This window comes from Streptomyces sp. NPDC028907, assembly GCF_055564995.1.
In genome coordinates this window covers 179,699-203,169 of the sequence record NZ_JBVHVE010000001.1, presented here as the reverse complement: position 1 = coordinate 203,169, position 23,471 = coordinate 179,699, and the positions used below count along the sequence as shown (strand labels likewise).

The 23,471-nt window shown below is 70.5% G+C and carries 18 protein-coding genes; 10 read left to right on the top strand and 8 right to left on the bottom strand.

Annotation, left to right across the window (positions count from 1 at the left end; genetic code table 11):
- Positions 1-81: 81 nt before the first annotated feature.
- The 4 genes from ACZ4UU_RS00980 (at position 82) to ACZ4UU_RS00965 (ending at position 4,556) form a co-directional block, all read left to right on the top strand.
- Positions 82-417 carry an RNA polymerase-binding protein RbpA gene (locus ACZ4UU_RS00980; protein ID WP_003976875.1) on the top strand — a complete coding sequence of 112 codons (336 nt, stop codon included), beginning with the start codon at positions 82-84 and terminating at the stop codon, positions 415-417.
- A gap of 164 nt (positions 418-581) precedes the next feature.
- Positions 582-1,841, top strand: a complete 1,260-nt coding sequence (locus tag ACZ4UU_RS00975) for an MFS transporter (protein WP_468035729.1) — start codon at positions 582-584, stop codon at positions 1,839-1,841.
- A 52-nt stretch (positions 1,842-1,893) separates the two neighbouring features.
- Positions 1,894-3,549, top strand: coding sequence for a glucose-6-phosphate isomerase (gene pgi, locus ACZ4UU_RS00970; protein WP_468035727.1), 1,656 nt, complete (start codon positions 1,894-1,896; stop codon positions 3,547-3,549).
- Between the two features lie 107 nt (positions 3,550-3,656).
- A complete protein-coding gene (locus ACZ4UU_RS00965) occupies positions 3,657-4,556 on the top strand; it encodes a hypothetical protein (protein WP_468035725.1) in 900 nt (299 codons plus the stop codon).
- A gap of 10 nt (positions 4,557-4,566) precedes the next feature.
- Here the strand turns inward: ACZ4UU_RS00965 and ACZ4UU_RS00960 are convergent, their stop codons facing one another.
- The 3 genes from ACZ4UU_RS00960 to ACZ4UU_RS00950 all read right to left on the bottom strand — a co-directional run bounded on the left by ACZ4UU_RS00960 (position 4,567) and on the right by ACZ4UU_RS00950 (position 8,220).
- Positions 4,567-6,849 carry an ABC transporter permease gene (locus ACZ4UU_RS00960; protein WP_468035723.1) on the bottom strand — a complete coding sequence of 761 codons (2,283 nt, stop codon included), beginning with the start codon at positions 6,847-6,849 and terminating at the stop codon, positions 4,567-4,569.
- Between the two features lies 1 nt (position 6,850).
- Positions 6,851-7,582, bottom strand: a complete 732-nt coding sequence (locus ACZ4UU_RS00955) for an ABC transporter ATP-binding protein (protein ID WP_468036388.1) — start codon at positions 7,580-7,582, stop codon at positions 6,851-6,853.
- Positions 7,583-7,704: 122 nt separating this feature from the next.
- A complete protein-coding gene (locus ACZ4UU_RS00950) occupies positions 7,705-8,220 on the bottom strand; it encodes a PadR family transcriptional regulator (RefSeq protein WP_062719185.1) in 516 nt (171 codons plus the stop codon).
- A 136-nt stretch (positions 8,221-8,356) separates the two neighbouring features.
- Between ACZ4UU_RS00950 and ACZ4UU_RS00945 the strand changes: the two genes are divergently transcribed.
- From ACZ4UU_RS00945 to ACZ4UU_RS00925, 5 genes are all read left to right on the top strand, one after another.
- The gene (locus ACZ4UU_RS00945) at positions 8,357-9,628 is read left to right on the top strand and encodes an ABC transporter substrate-binding protein (RefSeq protein ID WP_468035721.1); all 1,272 of its coding nucleotides are present in this window, start codon (positions 8,357-8,359) and stop codon (positions 9,626-9,628) included.
- A 135-nt stretch (positions 9,629-9,763) separates the two neighbouring features.
- The gene (locus ACZ4UU_RS00940; protein WP_468035720.1) at positions 9,764-11,398 is read left to right on the top strand and encodes a glycoside hydrolase family 13 protein; all 1,635 of its coding nucleotides are present in this window, start codon (positions 9,764-9,766) and stop codon (positions 11,396-11,398) included.
- A 58-nt stretch (positions 11,399-11,456) separates the two neighbouring features.
- Complete coding sequence (locus ACZ4UU_RS00935; RefSeq protein ID WP_468035718.1) at positions 11,457-12,794, top strand: ABC transporter substrate-binding protein; 1,338 nt, start codon at positions 11,457-11,459, stop codon at positions 12,792-12,794.
- Between the two features lie 6 nt (positions 12,795-12,800).
- Entirely contained in the window at positions 12,801-14,165 is a 1,365-nt protein-coding gene (locus tag ACZ4UU_RS00930) for an ABC transporter permease (RefSeq protein WP_468035716.1), read from the top strand.
- The gene (locus ACZ4UU_RS00925) at positions 14,162-15,001 is read left to right on the top strand and encodes a carbohydrate ABC transporter permease (protein ID WP_468035714.1); all 840 of its coding nucleotides are present in this window, start codon (positions 14,162-14,164) and stop codon (positions 14,999-15,001) included. Before ACZ4UU_RS00930 ends, ACZ4UU_RS00925 begins: the two co-directional genes overlap by 4 nt.
- A gap of 324 nt (positions 15,002-15,325) precedes the next feature.
- Here the strand turns inward: ACZ4UU_RS00925 and pgl are convergent, their stop codons facing one another.
- Genes pgl through tkt form a run of 5 tightly spaced genes read right to left on the bottom strand, consistent with a single transcriptional unit; the run spans position 15,326 to position 22,102 of the window.
- Positions 15,326-16,108 (bottom strand): 6-phosphogluconolactonase, encoded by a 783-nt coding sequence (pgl, locus tag ACZ4UU_RS00920; RefSeq protein ID WP_468035712.1) that lies wholly within the window; start codon positions 16,106-16,108, stop codon positions 15,326-15,328.
- A complete protein-coding gene (gene opcA / locus ACZ4UU_RS00915) occupies positions 16,105-17,322 on the bottom strand; it encodes a glucose-6-phosphate dehydrogenase assembly protein OpcA (protein WP_468035710.1) in 1,218 nt (405 codons plus the stop codon). The genes pgl and opcA overlap by 4 nt, the downstream gene beginning before the upstream one ends.
- The gene (gene zwf / locus ACZ4UU_RS00910) at positions 17,319-18,857 is read right to left on the bottom strand and encodes a glucose-6-phosphate dehydrogenase (RefSeq protein WP_468035709.1); all 1,539 of its coding nucleotides are present in this window, start codon (positions 18,855-18,857) and stop codon (positions 17,319-17,321) included. Before zwf ends, opcA begins: the two co-directional genes overlap by 4 nt.
- A 4-nt stretch (positions 18,858-18,861) precedes the next feature.
- Complete coding sequence (gene tal / locus ACZ4UU_RS00905) at positions 18,862-19,980, bottom strand: transaldolase (RefSeq protein ID WP_468035707.1); 1,119 nt, start codon at positions 19,978-19,980, stop codon at positions 18,862-18,864.
- A 34-nt stretch (positions 19,981-20,014) separates the two neighbouring features.
- The gene (tkt, locus tag ACZ4UU_RS00900) at positions 20,015-22,102 is read right to left on the bottom strand and encodes a transketolase (protein ID WP_468035705.1); all 2,088 of its coding nucleotides are present in this window, start codon (positions 22,100-22,102) and stop codon (positions 20,015-20,017) included.
- Between the two features lie 362 nt (positions 22,103-22,464).
- Here tkt and ACZ4UU_RS00895 point away from each other — a divergent pair, with 362 nt between their 5' ends.
- Complete coding sequence (locus tag ACZ4UU_RS00895) at positions 22,465-23,433, top strand: heme o synthase (RefSeq protein WP_468035703.1); 969 nt, start codon at positions 22,465-22,467, stop codon at positions 23,431-23,433.
- Positions 23,434-23,471: the final 38 nt, after the last annotated feature.

Sequence of the window (23,471 nt, the reverse complement as noted above, 5' to 3'; positions counted from 1 at the left end):
GGCCTTACGTAGACTGAGGCGCTCGCAGCGAAGCGAAACGCCGACTCGCTTTGCGGCACCATCACGCAGGGAGTTACGACCGTGGCAAGTGGCAACGCGATCCGAGGAAGCCGGGTCGGGGCGGGGCCGATGGGCGAGGCCGAGCGCGGCGAGTCCGCGCCGCGTCTCCGCATCTCCTTCTGGTGCTCCAACGGGCACGAGACGCAGCCCAGCTTCGCCAGCGACGCGCAGGTTCCCGAAACCTGGGACTGCCCGCGCTGCGGCTTCCCCGCCGGACAGGACCGGGACAACCCGCCGGACCCGCCGCGCACCGAGCCCTACAAGACGCACCTGGCGTATGTACGGGAACGACGCAGTGACGCTGACGGCGAGGCGATCCTCGCCGAGGCACTCGCCAAACTGCGGGGCGAAATCTAGGAGTTGAGGTCCGGCCGGGCACCTGAGGGTGTCCGGCCGGACCTGTATGACACACCGGCCCACCGCCCGTGGACTCCCGCTCCGAGGCCGATTGTCAGTGGCGCCCTCTACGGTTTGTGAATCGATCTTCTGCATCGATGGACCGAGGGGGAGTTGTGACGGCGATGGGCACGGCGGGGGTGTGCGCGCCCGCATGGCGCGGAGGGTTCGGACGGCTGTGGACCGCCGCCGTGCTCTCCAGCTTCGGTGACTCCCTGCGTACGGCCGCCCTGCCGCTGATCGCCGTGACGCTGACGGACCGGCCGCTGCTGATCGCCGCGGTCACCGCCTGTGGCTATCTGCCGTGGATCCTCTTCGGACTGCTCGGCGGCGCCGTCGCCGATCGGGTGGACCAGCGACGCGCGATGTGGACGGTGGACGCGTTACGAGCCCTGCTGGTCGGCGCGTTCGCGGTGGCCGTGGCCCTCGGACACGCCTCGATCGGGCTGCTCGTCGCGCTGGCCTTCACCCTGACCGCACTCCAGACCCTGTTCGACAACGCGGCCACCTCCCTGCTCCCGGTCCTGGTGCACCGTGACGCCCTCGGCAGTGCGAACGCCCGCCTGATGACCGGCCAGCGCATCGCCGGCGGACTGGTCGGCGGGCCGGTCGTGCCGGCGCTGCTGGCAGCGGGAGCCGCCGTTCCCTTCGCGGCCGACGCCGGCACCTACGTGGTGGCGGCTCTGCTGGTGGCGTCGCTGCGGATCGAGGCGCCCAAGCGGAAGCCGGCCCCGGCGGGCAGCACCCTGCGCCGGGAGATCGCGGAGGGACTGCGCACCCTGTGGCGAGACCGGGCCCTGCGCGGTCTGTGCGCCGCCACCGCCCTGTGCAACATCGGCATGGGAGCCCAGCTCGCCACGCTGGTCGTCCTGGTCACCGGATGGCTGGGCGCCGGCCCAGTTGGATACGCGGCGGCGGGTGCCGCGTTCACCGTCGGCGGCCTGGCCGGGGGAGTGGCGAACGGCCGGATCGTGAAGCGGCTGGGCGCCGTCCGGGCCGTGCTGCTCGCCGGTGCGGTGCAGATCGCGGCACTCGTCGTCATGGGCACCGTGCGCAGTCTGGCCGTGCTGGTGGCCGCCCTGGGCGTGTTCGGGCTCATGGGCATGGTGTGGAACGTCAACACGACGACGCTCATGCAGCAGCGCAGCCCCGCCGGGCTGCTCGGCAGAGTCGCCTCGGCCTTCCGGACCCTGGCCTTCGCCGGGGTGCCGCTCGGTGCCCTGCTGGGCGGTGCCGTCGCCACCGCCTGGGGCCTCAACACCCCGCCCCTGCTCACGGCGGCCTTCTTCGTGCTGGCCCTCGGCGCGCTGATACCTGTGCGCAAGCCGGACGTACCTGTTGTTGCGCCGGACGACGACGCCACGACGGCTCGCGCCGCGCGCTGATCAATTAGGTTGGAACAGCTGGGACAGGCACGAAAGAAGGCTGAAGTCGGACATGAACGCAGACGGCCGTACCAGGCTCAACCAGACGCCCGAGTGGACCGCGCTGGCCAAGCACCGCGAGGAACTCGGCGAAGTGCGGCTGCGGGAGCTGTTCGCCGCCGACCCGGGCCGCGGTGCGGGGTACACGTTGCAGGTCGGCGACCTGCACATCGACTACTCCAAGCACCTCGTCACCGACGAGACGCTGCGGCTGCTGCGCGAGCTGGCCGCCGCGACCGACGTGTTCGGGCTGCGGGACGCCATGTTCCGCGGCGAGAAGATCAACACCACCGAGGGCCGCGCCGTGCTGCACACCGCGCTGCGCGCACCGCGTGACGCGGTGATCGAGGTCGACGGGGAGAACGTCGTCCCGGGAGTGCACGCCGTCCTCGACAAGATGGCCGACTTCGCCGAGCGGGTCCGCTCCGGTGCCTGGACCGGCCACACCGGCAAGCGCATCAGGAACGTCGTCAACATCGGCATCGGCGGATCCGACCTCGGCCCCGCCATGGCCTACGAGGTGCTGCGCGGCTACACCGACCGCGGCCTCACCGTCCGCTTCGTGTCGAACGTCGACGGCGCCGACCTGCACGAGGCGACGCACGACCTGGACGCGGCGGAGACGCTGTTCATCATCGCCTCGAAGACCTTCACCACCATCGAGACGATCACCAACGCCACCTCGGCCCGCAACTGGCTCCTCACCGAGCTGGACGCCGGACCGGAGGCCGTCGCCAAGCACTTCGTCGCGCTGTCGACGAACGGCCAGAAGGTCGCCGACTTCGGTATCGACACGGCCAACATGTTCGAGTTCTGGGACTGGGTCGGCGGACGCTACTCCTACGACTCGGCGATCGGCCTGTCGCTGATGATCGCCATCGGGCCGGACAACTTCCGGGAGATGCTCGACGGCTTCCGGACCGTGGACGAGCACTTCCGCACCGCGCCCGCCGAGTCCAACGTGCCGCTGCTGCTCGGCCTGTTGGGCATCTGGTACGGCAACTTCCACGACGCCCAGTCGCACGCGGTGCTGCCGTACAGCCACTACCTGTCGAAGTTCACGGCGTATCTCCAGCAGCTGGACATGGAGTCCAACGGCAAGTACGTCGGCCGGGACGGGCGGGAGGTCGACTGGCAGACCGGGCCGATCGTGTGGGGCACGCCGGGCACCAACGGTCAGCACGCGTACTACCAGCTGATCCACCAGGGCACCAAGCTGATCCCGGCGGACTTCATCGGCTTCGCCGAGCCGGTCGCCGAGATGAGCGACGAACTCAAAGCGCAGCACGACCTGTTGATGGCGAACTTCTTCGCCCAGACGCAGGCGCTGGCGTTCGGCAAGACGCCGGAGGAGGTGCGCGCGGAGGGGGTGCCGGAGGCGCTGGTGACCCACAAGACGTTCAAGGGCGACCACCCGACGACCACGATCCTCGCGCGGGAGCTGACTCCGTCCGTGCTCGGTCAGCTCATCGCGCTGTACGAGCACAAGGTGTTCGTGCAGGGCGCGGTGTGGAACATCGACTCCTTCGACCAGTGGGGCGTCGAACTCGGCAAGGTCCTCGCCAAGCGGGTCGAGCCCGCGCTGACCGAGGGCGCCGAGGTGCCGGGTCTTGACGCGTCGACGCGGGCGCTGGTCGCGAAGTACCGGGAGCTGCGCGGCCGGCGGTGACCGGGGCGGCTTGGGATCGCTGAGGCGGGAGGCGGGCGGCGCGTGATCGTCCGCTTCCCGTAGACTCCCTCGCTGCTCATGACAAAGATCACTCGGGGGAGTGCAAGTTGACGTCTCCACAGGGGAGTTGGACCGGAGGTGCCCTCACCGTCCGGTCGTTCCTGAAGCCTCATCATGTCGCGCGGGCGGTGTTCCATCCGACCTGGATCCCGGAGTCGCTGGATCCGTCGGTGGACGCGCTCAAGAAGGCGCGCGTCATCGCGGGCGCGGTCGCGGCGTTCGGGGTCTACACCTTCGTCGAGGGCGGCTTCGCGTTCGACGAGATGTTGAACAACGCGGCGACCGCGTGTGTCGTCCTGTTGTTCGTCACGCCGCTCACGGTAGGAGTGATGCTCCACCTGTGGCGGCGTTCCGGCGCCGGCACGGTGGGGCAGCTGCGAGAGCCGTTGATCAGGTCGCTGAAGCTGTTGCTGCTGTTCATCGGCTCGGCGTTCGGGACGGTACTGGTCTTCCGGCTGGGCGATGCCTTCGGGACCCTCGGGGGCCTGCTGGTCAGCCTCGTGGGGCTCTGGCTTGCCTTCTTCGTGATCGCCGGCGCCTACCGGATCTCCGGCAATTTCTTCGGCACCGCGGTCGTGCACCGCTGTCTGCCGCCGCTGCTCGCCTCCGTGACGAGCTGGCTCATGGCCATCCCCGATCTCGTGACGGGCGATTTGCACGGCCTCGGCCTCGCCCTGGGCTTCGTCTTCATCCTGGGCGCACCGATCACGGTCACGGCCATCGCCCTGCTGGAGATGGGCCGGCTCAGAAGCCGGTACGGCATACGGCTGGCGGCCCACCCGGCCACCCTGCCGCCCATTCCGGCACCGACCCCGCCGCCGTACGCGCCCAACGGGTTCGTGCCACCGCAGGTCAACCCGTACGCGCCGCCGGCCGGGAACCCCTGCGGTCCGCCGCAGGGCAACCTGTACGCGCCGGGTCCGCAGAACCCGTACCACCCCCGGTAGTCCCCCTCGGTCAGGCGACCGCGCTCAGGGTGTCCGCGAGGCGGCGGCGGGCCGCGCGGGAGGCCGGCACGGCGGCGAGGGCGGCTGCCCCGGCGACCGCCGCCACGCCGAGCAGCAGCAGGAGAGCGACGGGTGGCCCCTGGGCGATCCCGGCGCCGATACCGCTCGATCGGCCCTGGGCGTCGATCAGCCAGTGCGCGAGGGGTGCGCCGAGGGTCGTGGCGATGACGACCGCGGCCAGGGCGGTGCAGGCGGTGGACGTGACGGTGATCGCGGTGATCTGCCGCGGGGACAGTCCGATGGCCTTCAGGGCCAGCAGGTCACGTTCGCTCTCGCGGACGGTGCCGCCGATCGCGGTGAGCAGTTCGATGAGCCCGATGAGGGCCAGGACGACGATCAGGCCGACAACGACTCCGCGCAGGGGTGAGAGCCCGTCGGCGGGGTTGGGCACGGCGTGGACGTCCAGGCTGCCGTGCCCGGCTGCGGAGAGTCGGTCGGCGACCCGGGCGGGGTCGGCTCCCGGGGTGAGTCGTAGCTCGTAGAGGGTGGGGCCGAGACCGGGACCGTTCTCGCTGAGGGTGTCGAGGGAGGTGGAGATGACCCGGCCGGCGTTCTCCGGTTCGATGCTGCGGCCCACGATGTGCAGGATCTGCGGCTGGTCGCCGACCGTCATCCGCACCCAGTCGCCGACCCGCACGTCCAGCAGCTCCAGCAGTCCCTGCCCGGCCACCGCCTCGTCGCGGCCCTGGGCCGGGCGGCCCTCGGCCAGGGTGTACGGGTAGGGGTCCGTGTGGGTGCCGAGACCGCGCAGGGCGATCGTGGCGGTCTGGCCCGGGACCAGGGCGGCCACCTCGACGCCCGGGTAGGCGGCGGCGACCTGAGGGTCGCGTTCCAGCAGGGCGCGGGTGTCACTTTCGGGGAGACCGGAATCGGTGTGGACGGTGAGGGCGGTCGGCAGGCCGATCTGTTCGGGTCGGCTGTCGAACCGCTCGATCGTGGTCCATGCGCCCATCGCCACCACGATCAGCAGCAGCGGCAGCGCGAGCCGGGCGACCGTCGCCAGGGACCGCGGGCGGCGGGTGAAGGCCCGGTGCCAGCCCAGTACCAGCGCGGGCGGAAGCCGTAGCCCGAGCGCGCCGCGCGCCACCCCCGAGAGCCGCCCGCCGAGCGGAGCCGCGGGCCGCGGCACCGGCACCGGGGGCACCCGCCCCGCCCGCCAAGCCGCGAGCCCCGTGGTCGCACCGATGAACAGCACCGCCCCGACCGGCACCACGACCAGCGCCAGGGTGTGTCCCGGCAGCCCCTGCCAGACCCCGACCGCGTCCCCCAGCCGTCCCGGAATGCGGCTGCCGAGCGCCTGGAGGACGGCTGCGGCGGCCACCGCGCCCAGCAGGGCGTAGGCCAGGTGCTGGAGCAGGAAGACGCGGACCACCTGACCCGGTGTGAAGCCGATCGCCTTGAGCACCGAGATGTCCCGCAGATGCCCGCGGATCCGGGTGCCGATCGCCCCGTGCACGGCGAGCCCGGCGGCGACCAGCGCGCCCAGCCCGAACAGGCCCAGCACCTGCCCGAGCAGCCGGTTGTCGCCCTGTGCCTCGGCCCGTCCCTGCTTCCAGGTGGAGACCTCGCTGACCGCGCCGGCGCCGAGGACGGTCACGGCGCGTTGGACTGCGTAGTCCGTGTCGTCGGGGTTGGTCAGCCGTAGCCCGATGACCTGCCCGCCCGGGTCGCGCACGGCGGACGGCGGAGCCCAGACGAGGCCCGGCTGCTCGCCCGGCCGGTAGCGTGGCTCGGCGCTGTCGGCGACGCCGAGCACGGTCAGGCTCCGGTCGGTGCCGGGCAGGGTGAGGGTGTCGCCGGGGGCGGCCAGCAGGGCGCGGGCCAAGCGGGTCTCCAGGACCACGCCGTCGGGGTTCGCGGGGTCCAGCCAGTGGCCGGAGGTGAGCAGGGGGCGGCCCACGGTGGGGCGCTCGGGAGTGCCGCGCAGTTCGACGGAGGCACGGGTTCCGCGGGAGGCGAGGGTGGTGGAAGAGGTCGGGTAGGGGCCCGCGACGGCGTCGACGCCGTCGAGGTCGGCCAGCTTCCCGGTGTCGGCGGAGGGGCCGGTGTGCAGCCATACATGCGCGCCGTGCGCCTGGGTGAAGACGCGCTGCCAGGGGTTGGTGGCGTAGCCGAAGAGGGCCGTGGCCAGCAACAGGGAGACGACGATGCCGGCCGTGGCGAGCACGAGGAACAGCGCTTCGCCGCGGTGCGTGCGCAGATCGGAGTGCGCCCAGCGCAGGGTGGCCCGCATCTCAGTCCCGGAGCTCCAGCACACCGGATATCCCGGTGCGGCGTGGCGGCGTGCCCGCGTCCAGCTCGGCGTCGTCGGCGATCCGGCCGTCGAAGAAGCTGATCACCCGGTCCGCCGCGCTCGCCAGCCGGGCGTCATGAGTGACCAGCACGATCGTCTGGCCGCGCTGGTGGAAGCGGGACAGCAGCCGCATCACCTCGCGGGTGCCCTTGCTGTCCAGGCTGCCCGCGGGCTCGTCGGCCAGCAGCAGCGGCGGGCGGTTGACCAGGGCTCGGGCCAGCGCGACCCGCTGCTGCTCGCCACCGGACAGCTCGCCCGGCATGCTCCGCTCCTTGCCCGTCAGGCCCAGCTCGGCCAGCAGCTCCGCCCGCTCGGCGCGCGCCCGCTTCGGCGGGACGCCGGCCAATAGGGCGGGCAGCTCGACGTTGTCGGCGACGGAAAGGTCGGAGACCAGGTTGAAGAACTGGAAGACGATCCCTATGCGCTTCCTGCGCTCGACCGCCCAGCGGGCCTCGCTCCACCGGTCCGCGCACTCGCCGTCCAGCCAGATGCTCCCGCTGTCCGGGCGCTGAAGCCCGCCCAGCAGATGCAGCAAAGTCGACTTACCGGCACCGGACGGGCCGGTGACCGCCACGAACTCGCCCTGCCGCACGGAAAGATCCACGCCCCGCACGGCATGCGCCGGAGCGCCCTCGCCGTGATGCGTCTTGACCAGGCCCTCGCACCGCAGCACGGGGCTCTCGGCGTCGGCCCCGGCACCCTTCGCGCCCGGCCCGGCCCCCTTCGCGCCCGGCCCGGCCCCCTTCGCGCCCGTCTCAGGACCGTCGGCGCGCAGCCCAGGAGTGGAATCGTCGCTCACTCCAGCTCCTCCAGCTCTTCCTGGCACCGCTCCAGCCAGTCGAGATCGGCCTGAAGGTGCAGCATTGCGCCCTCGATCAGCAGATGGGCGATGCGGTTGTCCCGGTCCTCGGCGGCGGCCAGTTTCGACAGTTGACGCATGGTGTTCAGGTACTGACGCCGCTGTTTGTTGATGAGGGCGATCTGGTCGGCGAGCCCGGTCTGCGGGGCGACGGCCAGCTTCATGAAGAACTCGTCCCGCACCCGCGGCTCGTCCTCGGGCTCCTCGAACCAGGCGCGCAGCGCCTCCCGCCCGGCGTCGGTGAGGTGGTAGACCTTCTTGTTGGGCCGGCTCGACTGCTCGACGTCCTCGCCCTCTATCAGCCCCGACTTCTCGAGGCGGCCGAGGGTCACATAGATCTGGCCGACGTTCGGCTGAGGGTACGCGGAGCCCAGCAGTTGCTCAAGGTCCTGCTTCAGCTCGTAGCCGTGCGCCGGGCCGCGCGCCAGCAGGGCCAGGAGGGGCAGCCGCACTCGACCTCTCCTCCTCGCATCCTGGTTAATGTGCCGCGAGGCCTAGTATCGCGCATACCTAACAGGTATACATGGCCTCTGACCCCGGATGAAGACGTTCGGCGCCAGTTGTACAGGGTTGTACAGGGAGGAACCTATGCGGTGGATCCACGCCGCCGGTAGGGGCCTTCTCGTCCTCGTTGTGATCCTGACCGGCTACGTCGCCTCCGGCGCACGTGCCGACGAGGGCCCCGCGAGCGGCAGGGGGCCGATGACCCTCGCCACCGCCGGGGACCTCACGGGCTATCTCGGGTCCGTACTGGACGGCTGGAATCGCACCCACCCCGACGAGAAGGTCACCCTCGTCGAGCTGCCCGACTCCGCCGACGAGACCCATGCGCAGATGACCACCGACCTGCGCGCCGGTGACCGCAGCCGCTTCGACATCCTCAACATCGACGTCAGCTGGACCTCGGAGTTCGCGGCGCACGGCTGGATCCGCCCGCTGGCCCGCGACCGCTTCCCGCTGAGCACCTTCCTGCCACCGGTCGTGGACACGGCGACCTACGACAGACAGCTCTACGCCGTCCCGTACGTCACCAACGCCGGCCTGCTCCTCTACCGCAAGGACATCCTGGCCAAGGAGGGCGTCGACCCGCCGCGCACCTGGGGCGAACTGGAACGAGCCGCGAAGACGATCGCCCCGAAGTACGGGCTCGACGGCTACGCGGGCCAGTTCCTGCCCTACGAGGGCCTCACCGTGAACGCTGCCGAGGCCGTCTACTCGGCGGGCGGATCCATCCTCGGCGACGAGGGCGAGCGCGTCACCGTGAACTCGACGGCGGCCCGCGAGGGCATCGACTTCCTCGCCCGGGGCGTGCGCGAGGGCTGGATCCCGAAGCAGGCGCTGACGTTCAAGGAGGAGGAGTCCAAGCAGGCCTTCCAGGACGGCCGCCTGCTGTTCCTCCGTAACTGGCCGTACGCCTATGTCGGCGCGTCGGCCAAGGGCTCGCCGGTCTCCGGGCGGATCGGTGCCGTGCCGCTGCCGGGTCCCGACGGGCCGGGCAGGAGCGTGCTGGGCGGCTCCAACCTGGCCGTCAGCGCCCACGCCCGGCATCCCGACTCGGCCGCCCGGCTGATCGCGTACCTGACCAGTGAGCGCGTCCAGCGCCAGGTCCTCACGCGCGGCGCGCTGCCGCCCGTACGGGCCGACCTGTACGAGGATCCCGCGCTGGTGCGGGAGTTCCCGTATCTGCCCACCCTGCGCGAGAGCGTGCGCACGGCCGCGCCGCGCCCCAAGAGCCCGCGCTACGACCAGGTGAGCCTGGTGGTGCAGGCGGTCGTGCACGACGCGATGACCGGGCACGAGACGCCCGCGGCAGCCGTGCGGCGACTGGCGAGAGAGCTCGCCGCCGTCTCCTCTCGCTAGTTACTTGTTAAGTAACGCCGAGGTCTCTTCTGTGGCTGCTCTGCCATGAAATAGGTGGATATAAAGCCCTGACTCTCCGGTAGCTTGCGTCCAGTTCATTGACACCCTCCTGAAACCGCTACTTAACATGCATGCATGCTGAGTAAGTACCACTGGTGGCGTGACGCGGTGATCTACCAGGTCTACGTCCGCAGCTTCCTCGACAGCACCGGCGACGGTGTCGGCGATCTCGCCGGGGTCCGGGCCGGGCTGCCGTATCTGAAGAAGCTGGGCGTCGACGGGATCTGGCTGAGCCCCTTCTACCCCTCGCCGCAGCACGACCACGGCTACGACGTCGCCGACTACTGCGACGTCGACCCGCTCTTCGGAGATCTCGCCGAGTTCGACCTGCTGGTCGCGGCGGCCCGGCGGCACGGGATCAAGGTGCTGCTCGACATCGTCCCGAACCACTGCTCCAGCGAGCACCCGTGGTTCGAGGAGGCGCTGGCCGCCGAGCCCGGCAGCGCGGCCCGCGCCCGCTTCCACTTCGCCGACGGCCGGGGGGCCGCCGGCGAGGAGCCGCCCAACAACTGGCACTCCATGTTCGGCGGCCCGGCCTGGAGCCGGGTGACCGAGGCGGACGGCCGGGCCGGCCAGTGGTACCTGCACATGTTCGCGCCCGAGCAGCCCGACTGGAACTGGCGCAACCCCGAGATCGGCGCCGAGTTCGACCGCGTGCTGCGCTTCTGGCTGGACCGGGGCATCGACGGCTTCCGCATCGACGTCGCCGCCGGCCTCTTCAAACACCCCGAGCTGCCCGACTCCGACGACCCGGAGGCCGACGCCCGCACCCGCGACTCGGTCAACCCGCTCGCCTGGAACCAGCCCGAGGTGCACGCGGTGTGGCGCAAGTGGCGTTCCATATGCGAGGAGTACACCGCCCGCGACGGCCGCGAGCGCCTCCTCGTCGGCGAGGTCTCCGTGCCGACCGCCCGCGAGCACGCCCTGTACGTCCGCGACGACGAGCTCCACCAGGCCTTCTTCTTCGACCTGCTCAGCGCGCCCTGGGAGGCCGACGCCTTCCGCAAGGTGATCTCCGAGGCCATGCAGGACATCGCCGGCACCGGCTCCACGGTCACCTGGGTCCTCAACAACCACGACCAGGTCCGCACCGTCACCCGCTACGGCGAACCCGCCACCGAAGGCAGCGGCCTCGGCGCCGCCCGCGCCCGCGCCGCCGCGCTGCTGATGCTGGCGCTGCCCGGAGCCGCGTACATCTACCAGGGCGAGGAACTGGGCCTGCCCGAGGTCGTCGACCTGCCCGACGACGTCCTCACCGACCCGATCTTCCACCGCACCGGCAGCCGGGCCCGCATCCGCGACGGCTGCCGGGTGCCACTGCCGTGGTCGGGCCAGGCGTCCCCGTTCGGCTTCACCTCCGGCGCCGAGAGCGCCAAGCCGTGGCTGCCGCAGCCGGAGTACTTCGCCGAGTACGCCACCGACCGCGCCCTCGCCGACACCCGCTCCTTCTGGCACCTGTACCGCGACGGCCTCCAACTCCGCGACGCCCTGCCCCAGCTGGGCGAGGGCACGCTGCGCTGGCTGGACAGCCCGCCCGGCGTCCTGGCCTTCGTCCGCGGCGAGGGCCTCGTCTGCGCCGTCAACTTCGGTACGGCGCCCACCGCGGCGCCGGTCTCCGGCACTCCGCTGCTGTCCAGCGGCCCCTGCCCGGCCGGGGTGCTGCCCGGCTCGACGGCCGCGTGGTGGATCGGCGACGACGCCGACCTCTGAAGCCCCCCAGGAGCCCCGAGCTCCCGTCAACTCCCAACCCTCCGAAGGGACATCAACGATGATGCGACGACGTACGACCCTGCTCACCGGCTGCACCGCCCTCGTCCTGGCGCTCGGCGCGACCGCCTGCGGCGGCGGACCGGTCTCCGCCGGCGGCGGCGACAAGGCGCTCAGCGGACAGACGATCACCGTGGCCGGCGTGTGGACCGGCACCGAGCAGAAGAACTTCCAGAAGGTCCTGGACGCGTTCACCGAGAAGACCGGCGCCAAGACGACGTTCGTGTCCACCGGGGACAACGTCTCCACCGTCGTCGGCAGCAAGATCGAGGGCGGCAACGCCCCCGACGTGGTGATGGTCCCGCAGGTCGGCGTGCTCCAGCAGTTCGCGAAGAACGACTGGCTCACGCCGCTGTCCAAGACCGCGCAGCAGTCCGTCGACGCCAACTTCGCCCCCGTGTGGAAGGACTACGGCAGCGTCGACGACACCCTCTACGGCCTCTACTTCAAGGCCGCCCACAAGTCGACCGTCTGGTACAGCCCCGACGCCCTCGCCCAGGCGGGCGTCGAGCCGCCGAAGTCGTACGACGACCTGCTGAAGGCCGGACGGACCGTCTCCGACTCCGGTCTCGCCGCGTTCTCGGTCGCCGGGCAGGACGGCTGGACGCTGACCGACTGGTTCGAGAACGTCTACCTCTCCCAGGCCGGACCCGAGAAGTACGACGCCCTCGCCGCGCACAAGCTGAAGTGGACCGACGCGTCGGTGGTCGAGGCGCTGACCACCCTCGGCAAGCTGTTCAAGGACAAGCAGCTGATCGCGGGCGGCCAGAAGGGCGCCCTCAACACCGACTTCCCCGGCTCGGTGGAGAAGGTGTTCGGGCCGAAGCCCGAGGCGGGCATGGTCTACGAGGGCGACTTCGTCGCGGGCGTCGCCAAGGACCAGTTCGGCAAGAAGATCGGCGAGGACGCGAACTTCTTCCCCTTCCCGGCCGTCGGCGGCGGCAAGGCGCCGGTCGTCAGCGGCGGAGACGCGGCCGTCGTCCTGAAGGACGGCAAGAACCAGAAGGCCGGGATGGCCCTGCTGGAGTACCTGGCGACACCGGAGGCCGCGGCGGTGTGGGCGGAGGCGGGCGGCTTCCTCTCCCCGAACAAGAAGGTCGACCTCGCCTCGTACGGCGACGACGTCACCCGGGCGACCGCCAAGTCCCTCGTCTCCGCGGGCGACTCGAATTCGGTCCGCTTCGACATGTCCGACCAGGCACCGGCCGCGTTCGGCGGCACCAAGGGCGCGGGCGAGTGGAAGCTCCTCCAGGACTTCCTGCGCGACCCGTCGGACCCGAAGGGCACCGCGGCGAAACTGGAGGCCGCGGCGGCCAAGGCGTACGAGGGCCAGGGCTGACCCGACATGACCGCCACTCTCCTGAAAGAGGCGAGCCGCGGGCCCGCCGTGAGCCCGGGCAGGGAACGTGCCCGGCGCTCGCGGCGGCGCGCACGGATCATCGCCCTGCTCTTCGTCTTCCCCGCGCTGCTCCTGCTGGGCGCCCTGGTCGTGTACCCGGTGCTGTTCTCGGTCGGCCGCAGCTTCTTCGACGCCTCCGGCACCCGTTTCGTGGGCGGCGAGAACTACGCCGAGATGTTCCGCGACCCGGCCACCCTCAAGGCCATCCGCAACACCACCATCTGGGTGGTGGTGGCCCCGGCCCTGCTGACCGGCCTCGGTCTGATCCTGGCCGTGCTGGTGGAGAAGGTCCGCTGGGCCACCGCCTTCAAGCTGCTGCTGTTCATGCCGATGGCCGTCTCCTTTCTCGCCGCCGGCATCATCTTCCGCCTCGCCTACGACGAGGACCCCGACAAGGGCGTACTGAACGCCGCCGTCGTCTCCGTGCACGACGCCTTCCAGGGCACGTCGACCTATCCGACGGCCCGGGCACGCGACGGGCAGGGGCTGGCGAAGGGCACGGACGGCTCGTACCGCACGAGTACGACCGCGTCGCCGGGTGAGTCGGTGACGCTGGGCCTGGTCGGCGTCCTGCCCGACGACCTGCCCGGGGGCACGAAGCCGGCGTACGCGGCGTCGGGGCAGAAGGCGGGCCCCGGTGAGCTGCGCGGCGTCGTGTACCTGGACTTCACGCCCGGTGGGGGAGGGGAGCAGGGCAAGGTCGACCGGCAGGAGAACGGGCTGCCGGAGATGAAGGTCGAGGCGGTACGGGCCGGGAAGGCGGTCGCGTCGACCACGACGGCGTCCGACGGCTCCTTCAGCTTCGAAGGGCTGGACGACGGCTCGTACACGGTGAAGCTGCCGGCCTCGAACTTCGCCGCCCCGTACGAGGGCGTCTCCTGGCTCGGGCCGACGCTCGTCACCCCGGCGATCATCGGGGCCTACCTGTGGATCTGGACCGGCTTCGCGATGGTCCTGATCGGCGCGGGCCTGTCGTCCCTCCCCCGGGACGCGCTGGAGGCGGCGCGGATGGACGGCGCCAACGAGTGGCAGATCTTCCGGCGGATCACGGTGCCGCTGCTGGCGCCGGTGCTGACGGTCGTCTTCGTCACCTTGGTCATCAACGTGATGAAGGTCTTCGACCTCGTCTACATCATCGCGCCCGGGCCGGTGCAGGAGGACGCGACCGTGCTCGCGACGCAGATGTGGCTGGTGTCGTTCGGCGGCGGCAACAACCAGGGTCTGGGCAGCGCACTGGGCGTTCTGCTCCTGCTGCTGGTCATCCCGGCCATGGTGTTCAACGTCCGCCGTTTCCGAGGGAGTCAGCGATGAACGCGGTCAGGCGCGGTCTGGGCAACGGGGTCGTCCAGGCGCTTCTCGTGGTGGTCGGGCTGGTGTGGCTGACGCCGCTCGCCGGACTGTTCCTGTCGTCCCTGCGGTCCACCGAGGACACGGCGAAGGGCGGCTGGTGGACCGTGTTCACCAGTCCCGGTCAGCTGTCCTTCGACAACTACTCGGCGCTGCTGGGGAACGCCGGGATCAGTCAGGCCTTCTGGAACACCGTGCTGATCTCGGTGCCGGCGACCGTGCTGGTCGTCGTCCTCGCCGCGCTCGCCGGGTACGCGTTCGCGTGGCTGGACTTCCCCGGGCGGGAGGCGATCTTCCTGGTCGTGGTGGCGCTGCTGGTGGTCCCCGTGCAGATCGGGCTGTTGCCCGTCGCCAAACTCTTCGGCCAGCTGGGGCTGTTCGGCACGATTCCCGGGGTCGTCCTCTTCCACGTGGCGTACGGGTTGCCGTTCGCTGTGTTCCTGCTGCGGAACTACTTCGCCGAGATGCCCAAGGAGATGCTGGAGGCGGCTCGGATGGACGGGGGCAGCGAGTGGCGGATCTTCACCCGGCTGGTCCTGCCGGTGGGGCGTCCCGCGATCGCCTCGCTGGCGATCTTCCAGTTCCTGTGGGTGTGGAACGACATGCTGGTGGCGTTGCTGTTCGCCGACAGCGCGTCGCAGCCGTTGACGGTTGAACTCCAGTCGCAGATACGGCAGTTCGGCAGCAATATCGATGTGCTGGCGCCGGGGGCGTTCGTGTCGCTGGTGGTGCCGGTGGTCGTGTTCTTCGCGTTTCAGCGGCACTTTGTGCAGGGGGTTATGGCCGGGTCGGTGAAGTAGGGCTTTCCTCGCCCCCGCCGCCCCTACCCGTCCCATCCCTGGGGGCGGCGCCCCCAGCCCCCCCGCTGTCGGCCCTGCGGGCCTCGTCCTCAAACGCCGGACGGGCTGAAGATGCATGGGTCGGCGTAGCCCTCTGCGGGTGGTGGGGGCTCGGGATGGCGATGGCTCGTCCTCAAGCGCCGGACGGGCTGAAAGATCCAGCCCCGGCCCGGCAAATCCAGCCCCTCCGGCGTTTGAGGAGCGGGGTCTGGGGCGGAGCCCCAGAAGGATGGGACGGGTAGGGGCGGCGGGGGCGGAAACAAACCGCCCGCTGCCCCTACCCGTTCACGCCGACGCCGGCGGATACAGCGACCGCGGCAGCTGCGATGCCGCCGCCGCGTCCAGCAACCACAGGGTCCGGGCACGTCCGTACGCCCCGGCGGCCGGCGCCTGGATCTCCCCCGCCCCCGAGAGGGCGATCGCGGCCGCCCGCGCCTTGTCCTCGCCGGCCGCCAGCAGCCACACCTCCCGCGCCGCCCGGATCGCGGGGAGCGTGAGCGTCACCCGGGTCGGCGGCGGCTTCGGCGCGCCGTGGACGCCGACGACGGTGCGGTCCGTCTCCCGTACCGCGGGGAGTTCGGGGAAGAGCGAGGCCACGTGCGTGTCGGGACCCACGCCCAGCATCAGGACGTCGAAGGTGGGGACGGAGCCGTGGTTCTCGGGGCCCGCCGCCCGCGCCAACTCCTCCGCGTACGAGGAAGCCGCCGCCTCCACATCCGCGCCGAACGGCCCGTCCGACGCCGGCATGGCGTGCACCCGCTTCGGATCCAGCGGCACGGAGTCCAGCAGGGCCTCGCGGGCCTGCGTGACGTTGCGCTCCGGATCTCCCTCGGGGAGGAAGCGTTCGTCGCCCCACCACAGGTCCAGCCGGCCCCAGTCGATCGCGTCCCTCGCGGGTGCGGCCGCGAGCGCGGCGAGGAGGCCGTTGCCGTTGCGGCCACCCGTGAGGACCACGGACGCGCTGCCCCGGGAGGCCTGCGCGTCCACGATCTTCGTGATGAGACGGGCCGCCGCGGCCTGTGCCATCAGTTCCTTGTCGCGGTGCACGACCAGCTGCGGAGTACTCACTTCGCCGCCGCCTTCGTCACCGGTTCCTGCGCCTTCGCTTCCTTCGACTCCTTCGCGGACGCGGATGCCCCGGCTGCTTTCGCAGCGATCTCGGCGGGCGTTCCGACGACTGCTCCTTTGGCCGGCGCTCCCTCCCCGGCCTCGCCCGCGTCCGGCTCCTCGGCCTCGGCCACGTCCGCAGGCGATTCCTCCGCCCTGGCCACAGCGGCCTCGGCCAGCGCCACGGCCTGCACGGCCTTCGCCACCGCCGCCTCGGCCGCCTCCGCGCCCCGAACCGCCGATACGAGCCCGGAGTTCAGCCGCTCCACCCCGAACCGCAGCGCCGACGCGTACGTGTCGTCCGGGTCGAGCCGCCGCAGTTCCTCCGCGATCAGCTCGGCCGTCTCGCGCCGCTTCAGCGCCACCGCACGGTCCGGCTGGCCCTGGATGGAGAGGGTCGCCAGGGAACCGTCCGCGCGGTCCAGCGTGATCGGGCCGCAGTCGGTGTCCATCCGGACCGCCGTCAGACCGGGGCCCGACGACAGCGACCGCTTGACGGGGACGTCCAGCCGGTCCGCGAGCCACATCGCCAGCAGCTCACAGCTCGGGTTGAACTCCTCGCCCTCCACCTCGACGGCCTTCACCTCGCAGACCACCTGGTCCAGAGCCGCCGCGAGCATCGAGCGCCACGGCGTGATCCGGGTCCAGGACAGGTCGGTGTCGCCCGGCGTATAGGTCTGCGAGCGCGCCGACAGCTCGCGTACCGGCTGCTCCGAGGCGTACGTGTCCGTCACCCGGCGCTGGGCCAGCGCGCCCAGCGGGTCCTTCGCCGGGTCGAGCGGGGCGTTCACCGGCCACCAGACCACCACCGGGGCGTCCGGCAGGAGGAGCGGCAGGACCACCGACTGCGCGTGGTCGGACACCTCGCCGTACAGCCGCAGCACCACGGTCTCGCCGCTGCCCGCGTCCGCGCCCACCCGCACCTCGGCGTCCAGCCGGGACTGCGTACGGTCGCGGGGTGAACGCGAGACGCGCTTGATGACCACCAGCGTGCGCGAGGGGTGCTCGTGCGAGGCGTCGTTGGCGGCCTTCAGCGCGTCGTAGGCGTTCTCCTCGTCCGTCACGATGACCAGCGTGAGCACCATGCCGACGGCCGGCGTGCCGATGGCCCGACGGCCCTGCACCAGCGCCTTGTTGATCTTGCTGGCCGTGGTGTCGGTCAGGTCTATCTTCATGGCCGGCGCCAGCTCCGTCCGTCTCGCTCGAGCATTTCGTCCGCCTCGACGGGGCCCCAGGTACCGGCCGGGTACTGGGCGGGCCTGCCGTGCTGGTCCCAGTACTCCTCGATCGGGTCGAGGATCTTCCAGGACAGCTCGACCTCCTCGGTGCGCGGGAAGAGGTTCGAGTCGCCGAGCAGCACGTCCAGGATCAGGCGCTCGTACGCCTCGGGCGAGGACTCGGTGAACGACTCGCCGTAGGCGAAGTCCATCGACACGTCCCGGATCTCCATCGAGGTGCCCGGCACCTTCGAACCGAAGCGGACCGTGACGCCCTCGTCCGGCTGGACGCGGATGACGATCGCGTTCTTGCCGAGCTCCTCCGTCGCCGTGTGGTCGAAGGGGGAGTGCGGGGCACGCTGGAAGACGACCGCGATCTCGGTGACGCGGCGGCCGAGGCGCTTTCCGGTGCGCAGATAGAAGGGGACGCCCGCCCAGCGGCGGTTGTCGATGCCCAGCCGGATCGCGGCGTACGTGTCGGTCTTCGAGTTGGCGTCGATGCCCTCCTCCTGGAGGTACCCGACCGCCTTCTCGCCGCCCTGCCAGCCGGCCGCGTACTGCCCGAACACCGTGTCCCGGCCCAGGTCCTTCGGCAGCCGGACGGCACCGAGCACCTTGGTCTTCTCCGCCGCCAGCGCGTCCGCGTCGAAGGAGGCGGGCTCCTCCATCGCGGTGAGCGCCATCAGCTGGAGCAGGTGGTTCTGGATGACGTCCCTGGCGGCGCCGATGCCGTCGTAGTAGCCGGCCCGGCCGCCGATGCCGATGTCCTCGGCCATGGTGATCTGCACATGGTCCACGAAGGACCGGTTCCAGATCGGCTCGAACATCGTGTTGGCGAACCTGAGCGCCAGGATGTTCTGGACGGTCTCCTTGCCCAGGTAGTGGTCGATCCGGAAGACCTGGTCCGGGGCGAAGACCTCGTGGACGACCTTGTTGAGCTCCTCGGCGGAGGCCAGGTCGTGTCCGAAGGGCTTCTCGATGACCGCGCGGCGCCAGGAACTGGGCGTCTGGTCGGCGAGGCCGTGCTTCTTCAGCTGCTGGATGACCACCGGGAAGGAGCGCGGCGGCACCGAGAGGTAGAAGGCGAAGTTGCCGCCCGTGCCCTGGGCCTTGTCCAGCTCCTCGATGGTGCCGCGCAGCCGCTCGAAGGCGTCGTCGTCGTCGAAGGTGCCCTGCACGAAGCGCATGCCCTGGATGAGCTGCTGCCAGACCTCCTCACGGAAGGGGGTGCGGGCGTGCTCCTTGACCGCGTCGTGGACCTCCTGGGCGAAGTCCTCGTGGGCCCACTCGCGGCGGGCGAAGCCGACCAGCGAGAAACCCGGCGGCAGCAGACCCCGGTTCGCGAGGTCATAAACCGCCGGCATCAGCTTCTTACGTGACAAATCGCCCGTAACGCCGAAAATCACCAGGCCCGACGGCCCCGCGATACGCGGGAGCCGTCGGTCGGCGGCGTCACGAAGCGGGTTCGCTTCCGTGACGGTAAAGGGTGGCAAGGGATCAGCCCTCCGAGGGGGCGAGGCGTTCCAGCTCCGCCTCGGTCGACTTGAGCAGGTCGTTCCAGGACGCCTCGAACTTCTCCACGCCCTCGTCCTCCAGCAGTTGCACCACCTCGTCGTACGAGATGCCGAGCGCCTCCACCGCGTCCAGGTCGGCGCGCGCCTGCTGGTAGGTGCCCGCGATGGTGTTGCCGGTGATCTCGCCCTGGGCCTCGGTGGCCTCCAGGGTGGCCTCCGGCATGGTGTTGACCGTGTTCGGCGCGACCAGGTCGTCGACGTACAGGGTCGGCTTGTAGGCCTTGTCCTTGACGCCGGTCGAGGCCCACAGGGGGCGCTGTTTGTTGGCGCCGGCGTTCTCCAGTGCGCTCCAGCGGTCGGAGGCGAAGACCTCTTCGTACGCCTGGTAGGCGAGCCGCGCGTTGGCCACGCCCGCCTTGCCGCGGGCGGCCTTGGCCGCGTCGGTGCCGAGCGCGTCGATCCGCTTGTCGATCTCGGTGTCGACGCGGGAGACGAAGAAGGACGCCACGGACTGGATCTTGGACAGGTCCAGGCCCCTGGCCTTGGCCTTCTCCAGGCCCGCGAGGTAGGCGTTCATGACCTCGCGGTAGCGCTCCAGCGAGAAGATCAGCGTGACGTTGACGCTGATGCCGAGGCCGATGACCTCGGTGATCGCGGGCAGGCCCGCCTGGGTGGCCGGGATCTTGATCAGGGTGTTCGGGCGGTCGACGAGCCAGGCCAGCTGCTTGGCCTCGGCGACGGTCGCCCGGGTGTTGTGAGCCAGGCGCGGGTCGACCTCGATCGACACGCGGCCGTCCTGGCCGCCGGTGGCGTCGAACACCGGGCGCAGGATGTCGGCGGCGTCCCGGACGTCCGCCGTGGTGATCATGCGGATGGCCTCTTCGACGGTGACCTTGCGGGCGGCGAGGTCGGCGACCTGCTGCTCGTAGCCGTCACCGCCGCTGATCGCCTTCTGGAAGATCGACGGGTTGGTCGTGACACCCACGACGTGCTGCTGGTCGATCAGCTCGGCGAGATTGCCGGACGTGATGCGCTGGCGCGACAGGTCGTCCAGCCAGATCGCCACGCCCTCCTCGGAGAGGCGCTTGAGTGCGTCTGTCATGGAAAATCAAACTCCTACGTCTCGTATATCAGCGTCAGCGCTGGGCCGCGGCGAGGGATTCCCGCGCGACGGCAGCCACGTTGTCGGCAGTGAAGCCGTACTCCCGGAAGAGGACCTTGCCGTCGGCCGAAGCACCGAAGTGCTCCAGGGAAACGATGCGACCCGCGTCCCCGACGTACTTGTGCCAGGTGAGACCGATCCCGGCCTCGACCGCGACCCGCGCCTTGACAGCCGGCGGCAGAACGCTGTCCCGGTAGGCCTGGTCCTGCTCCTCGAACCACTCCACGGACGGCATCGACACGACCCGCGTCGGCACCCCGCCGGCCTGGAGCTGCTCACGCGCCTCGACGGCCACGTGCACCTCGGACCCGGTCGCGATCAGCACGACCTGCGGCTCGCCGCCCTCGGCCTCGAACAGCACGTAACCACCGCGCGCGGCGTCCTCGTTGGACTCGTACGTCGGCACACCCTGACGGGTCAGCGCCAGGCCGTGCGGGGCGCCCTTGCCGAACTCCTTCGTCCAGCGCCTGAGGATCTCGCGCCAGGCGATCGCGGTCTCGTTGGCGTCCGCCGGACGCACCACGTTCAACCCGGGGATCGCGCGCAGGGACGCCAGGTGCTCGACGGGCTGGTGGGTGGGGCCGTCCTCGCCGAGACCGATGGAGTCGTGCGTCCACACGTACGTCACCGGCAGGTGCATCAGCGCCGACAGCCGTACGGCGTTGCGCATGTAGTCGGAGAAGACGAGGAACGTGCCGCCGTAGATACGGGTGTTGCCGTGCAGGGCGATCCCGTTCATCTCCGCGGCCATGGAGTGCTCACGGATACCGAAGTGGATCGTGCGCCCGTAGGGGTCGGCTTCCGCAAGCGGGTTGTCCGCCGGGAGGAACGACGACGTCTTGTCGATCGTCGTGTTGTTCGAGCCCGCCAGGTCGGCCGAGCCGCCCCACAGCTCCGGGATCACCGCACCCAGCGCCTGGAGGATCTTGCCGGACGCGGCACGCGTGGCGACACCCTTGCCGGGCTCGAAGACCGGGACCTTCTCCTCCCAGCCGGTGGGCAGCTCACCCTTGCTGATCCGGTCGAACTCGGCCGCGCGCTCGGGGTTGTTGTCCCGCCACTGCTGGAAGGACTTCTCCCACACGGCACGGGCCGCCTGGCCGCGCTCCAGGGCACCCCGGGTGTGCTCGATGACCTCGCTCGCGACCTCGAAGGTCTGCTCCGGGTCGAAGCCGAGGACGCGCTTGGTGGCCGCGACCTCGTCGTCGCCGAGCGCCGAGCCGTGGGCGGCCTCGGTGTTCTGCGCGTTCGGGGCGGGCCAGGCGATGATCGAGCGCATCGCGATGAAGGACGGCTTGTCCGTGACCGCCTTGGCCTTCTGGATCGCGTCGTAGATGGCGGCCGGGTCGAGGTCGCCGTTGGCCTGCGGCTCGACCCGCTGGACATGCCAGCCGTACGCCTCGTACCGCTTGGGCGTGTCCTCGGAGACGGCTGTCTCGGTGTCGCCCTCGATCGAGATGTGGTTGTCGTCCCACAGCAGGACCAGGTTGCCCAGCTTCTGGTGCCCGGCCAGCGAGGACGCCTCCGCGGAGATGCCCTCCTGGAGGCAGCCGTCACCGGCGATGACGTAGACGAAGTGGTCGAAGGGGGAGGTGCCCTCGGCGGCCTCCGGGTCGAACAGACCGCGCTCGTAGCGGGCGGCCATCGCCATGCCGACGGCGTTGGCGACACCCTGCCCCAGCGGACCGGTCGTCGTCTCGACGCCCGTGGTGTGGCCGTACTCCGGGTGGCCGGGGGTCTTCGAACCCCAGGTGCGGAACGCCTTCAGGTCGTCCAGCTCCAGGCCGAAGCCGGCCAGGTACAGCTGGGTGTAGAGGGTCAGGGACGAATGGCCGGCGGACAGCACGAAGCGGTCGCGCCCGACCCAGTCGGCGTCCGCCGGGTCGTGCCGCATCACCTTCTGGAAGAGGGTGTAGGCGGCAGGCGCCAGGCTCATCGCCGTACCCGGATGGCCGTTACCGACCTTCTGTACGGCGTCGGCGGCCAGGACGCGGGCGGTGTCCACGGCCCGCTGGTCCAACTCGGTCCACTCGAGGTCTGTGGTGGTCGGCTTGGTGCTCACCCTGGGTCAGGGCTCCTCTCCACATGTCGGTTGCCGGTGTCACGGGCACACGCCCACCGGCTGCCGGCGTTCTCGGCGTCGGCCGGCCGTTGTCGAGCCTACCCCCGGAAGTACGTGCGCTTTTTCGAGTCATTCCAGACTGCCGGGAGTCGTCGGGATGTGCCTCCCGACCGGGTCGTTCCGCATTCGGCAAGTGAATACGCAGCCGCTCATCCGGGTGCTCAATCGAGCTTCGGCGCGCCCGTCGGACGGTGCCCTCCAACACGACCCCACCCCCGCGAATGTCCGGGTCTGGGCAACGTCTACAGTGGCGTGGTACGCGCGAGCCTTTACCGGGACTTCACACGGGGAGGCTCGCTGGGATGTCTCTGTCAGGGGTGTGCGTGACGGCCGTTGAATCCCGTCCAGCGGGGATTATCGGGACGAGCCAGAGCCCGAGCCGGCGGCCGGTCAGGGCCCGGGTCATGGGGTTCGTGGCGCTTACCAAGCCGCGGATCATCGAGCTGCTGCTCATCACCACCGTTCCGGTGATGTTCCTGGCCGAGCAGGGCGTGCCCGACCTCGGTCTGGTGCTGCTCACCTGCATCGGCGGCTACCTTTCCGCGGGCGGCGCCAACGCGCTGAACATGTACATCGACCGCGACATCGACGCGCTCATGGACCGCACCTCGCAGCGCCCACTGGTCACCGGCATGGTCAGCCCGCGCGAGTGCCTGGCCTTCGGCATCACGCTGGCCATCGCCTCCACGCTGCTGTTCGGCCTGACGGTGAACTGGCTGAGCGCCTGGCTGTCTCTCGGCGCACTCCTCTTCTATGTCGTCGTCTACACGATGATCCTCAAGCGGCGTACCTCGCAGAACATCGTGTGGGGCGGCATCGCGGGCTGCATGCCAGTACTGATCGGCTGGACGGCCGTCACGAACTCCCTCACCTGGGCGCCGCTCATCCTCTTCATGGTCATCTTCTTCTGGACGCCGCCGCACTACTGGCCGCTGTCCATGAAGGTGAAAGAGGACTACGCGCGCGTGGGCGTACCCATGCTCCCCGTCATCGCCTCCAACAAGGTCGTCGCCAAGCAGATCGTCATCTACAGCTGGGTGATGGTGGCGGTGTCGCTGCTGTTGACGCCGCTCGGCTACACGGGCTGGTTCTACACCGCGGTCGCGCTGGCCGCGGGCGGCTGGTGGCTGTGGGAGGCGCACGCGCTGCAGAACCGCGCGAAGGCCGAGGTGACGGGCGGGAAGCTGAAGGAGATGCGCCTGTTCCACTGGTCGATCACCTATGTGTCGCTGCTGTTCGTGGCGGTGGCGGTGGACCCGTTCCTGCGCTGACGCACGTTCCCGTGCCGACGTACGTCACAGGGCCCCGC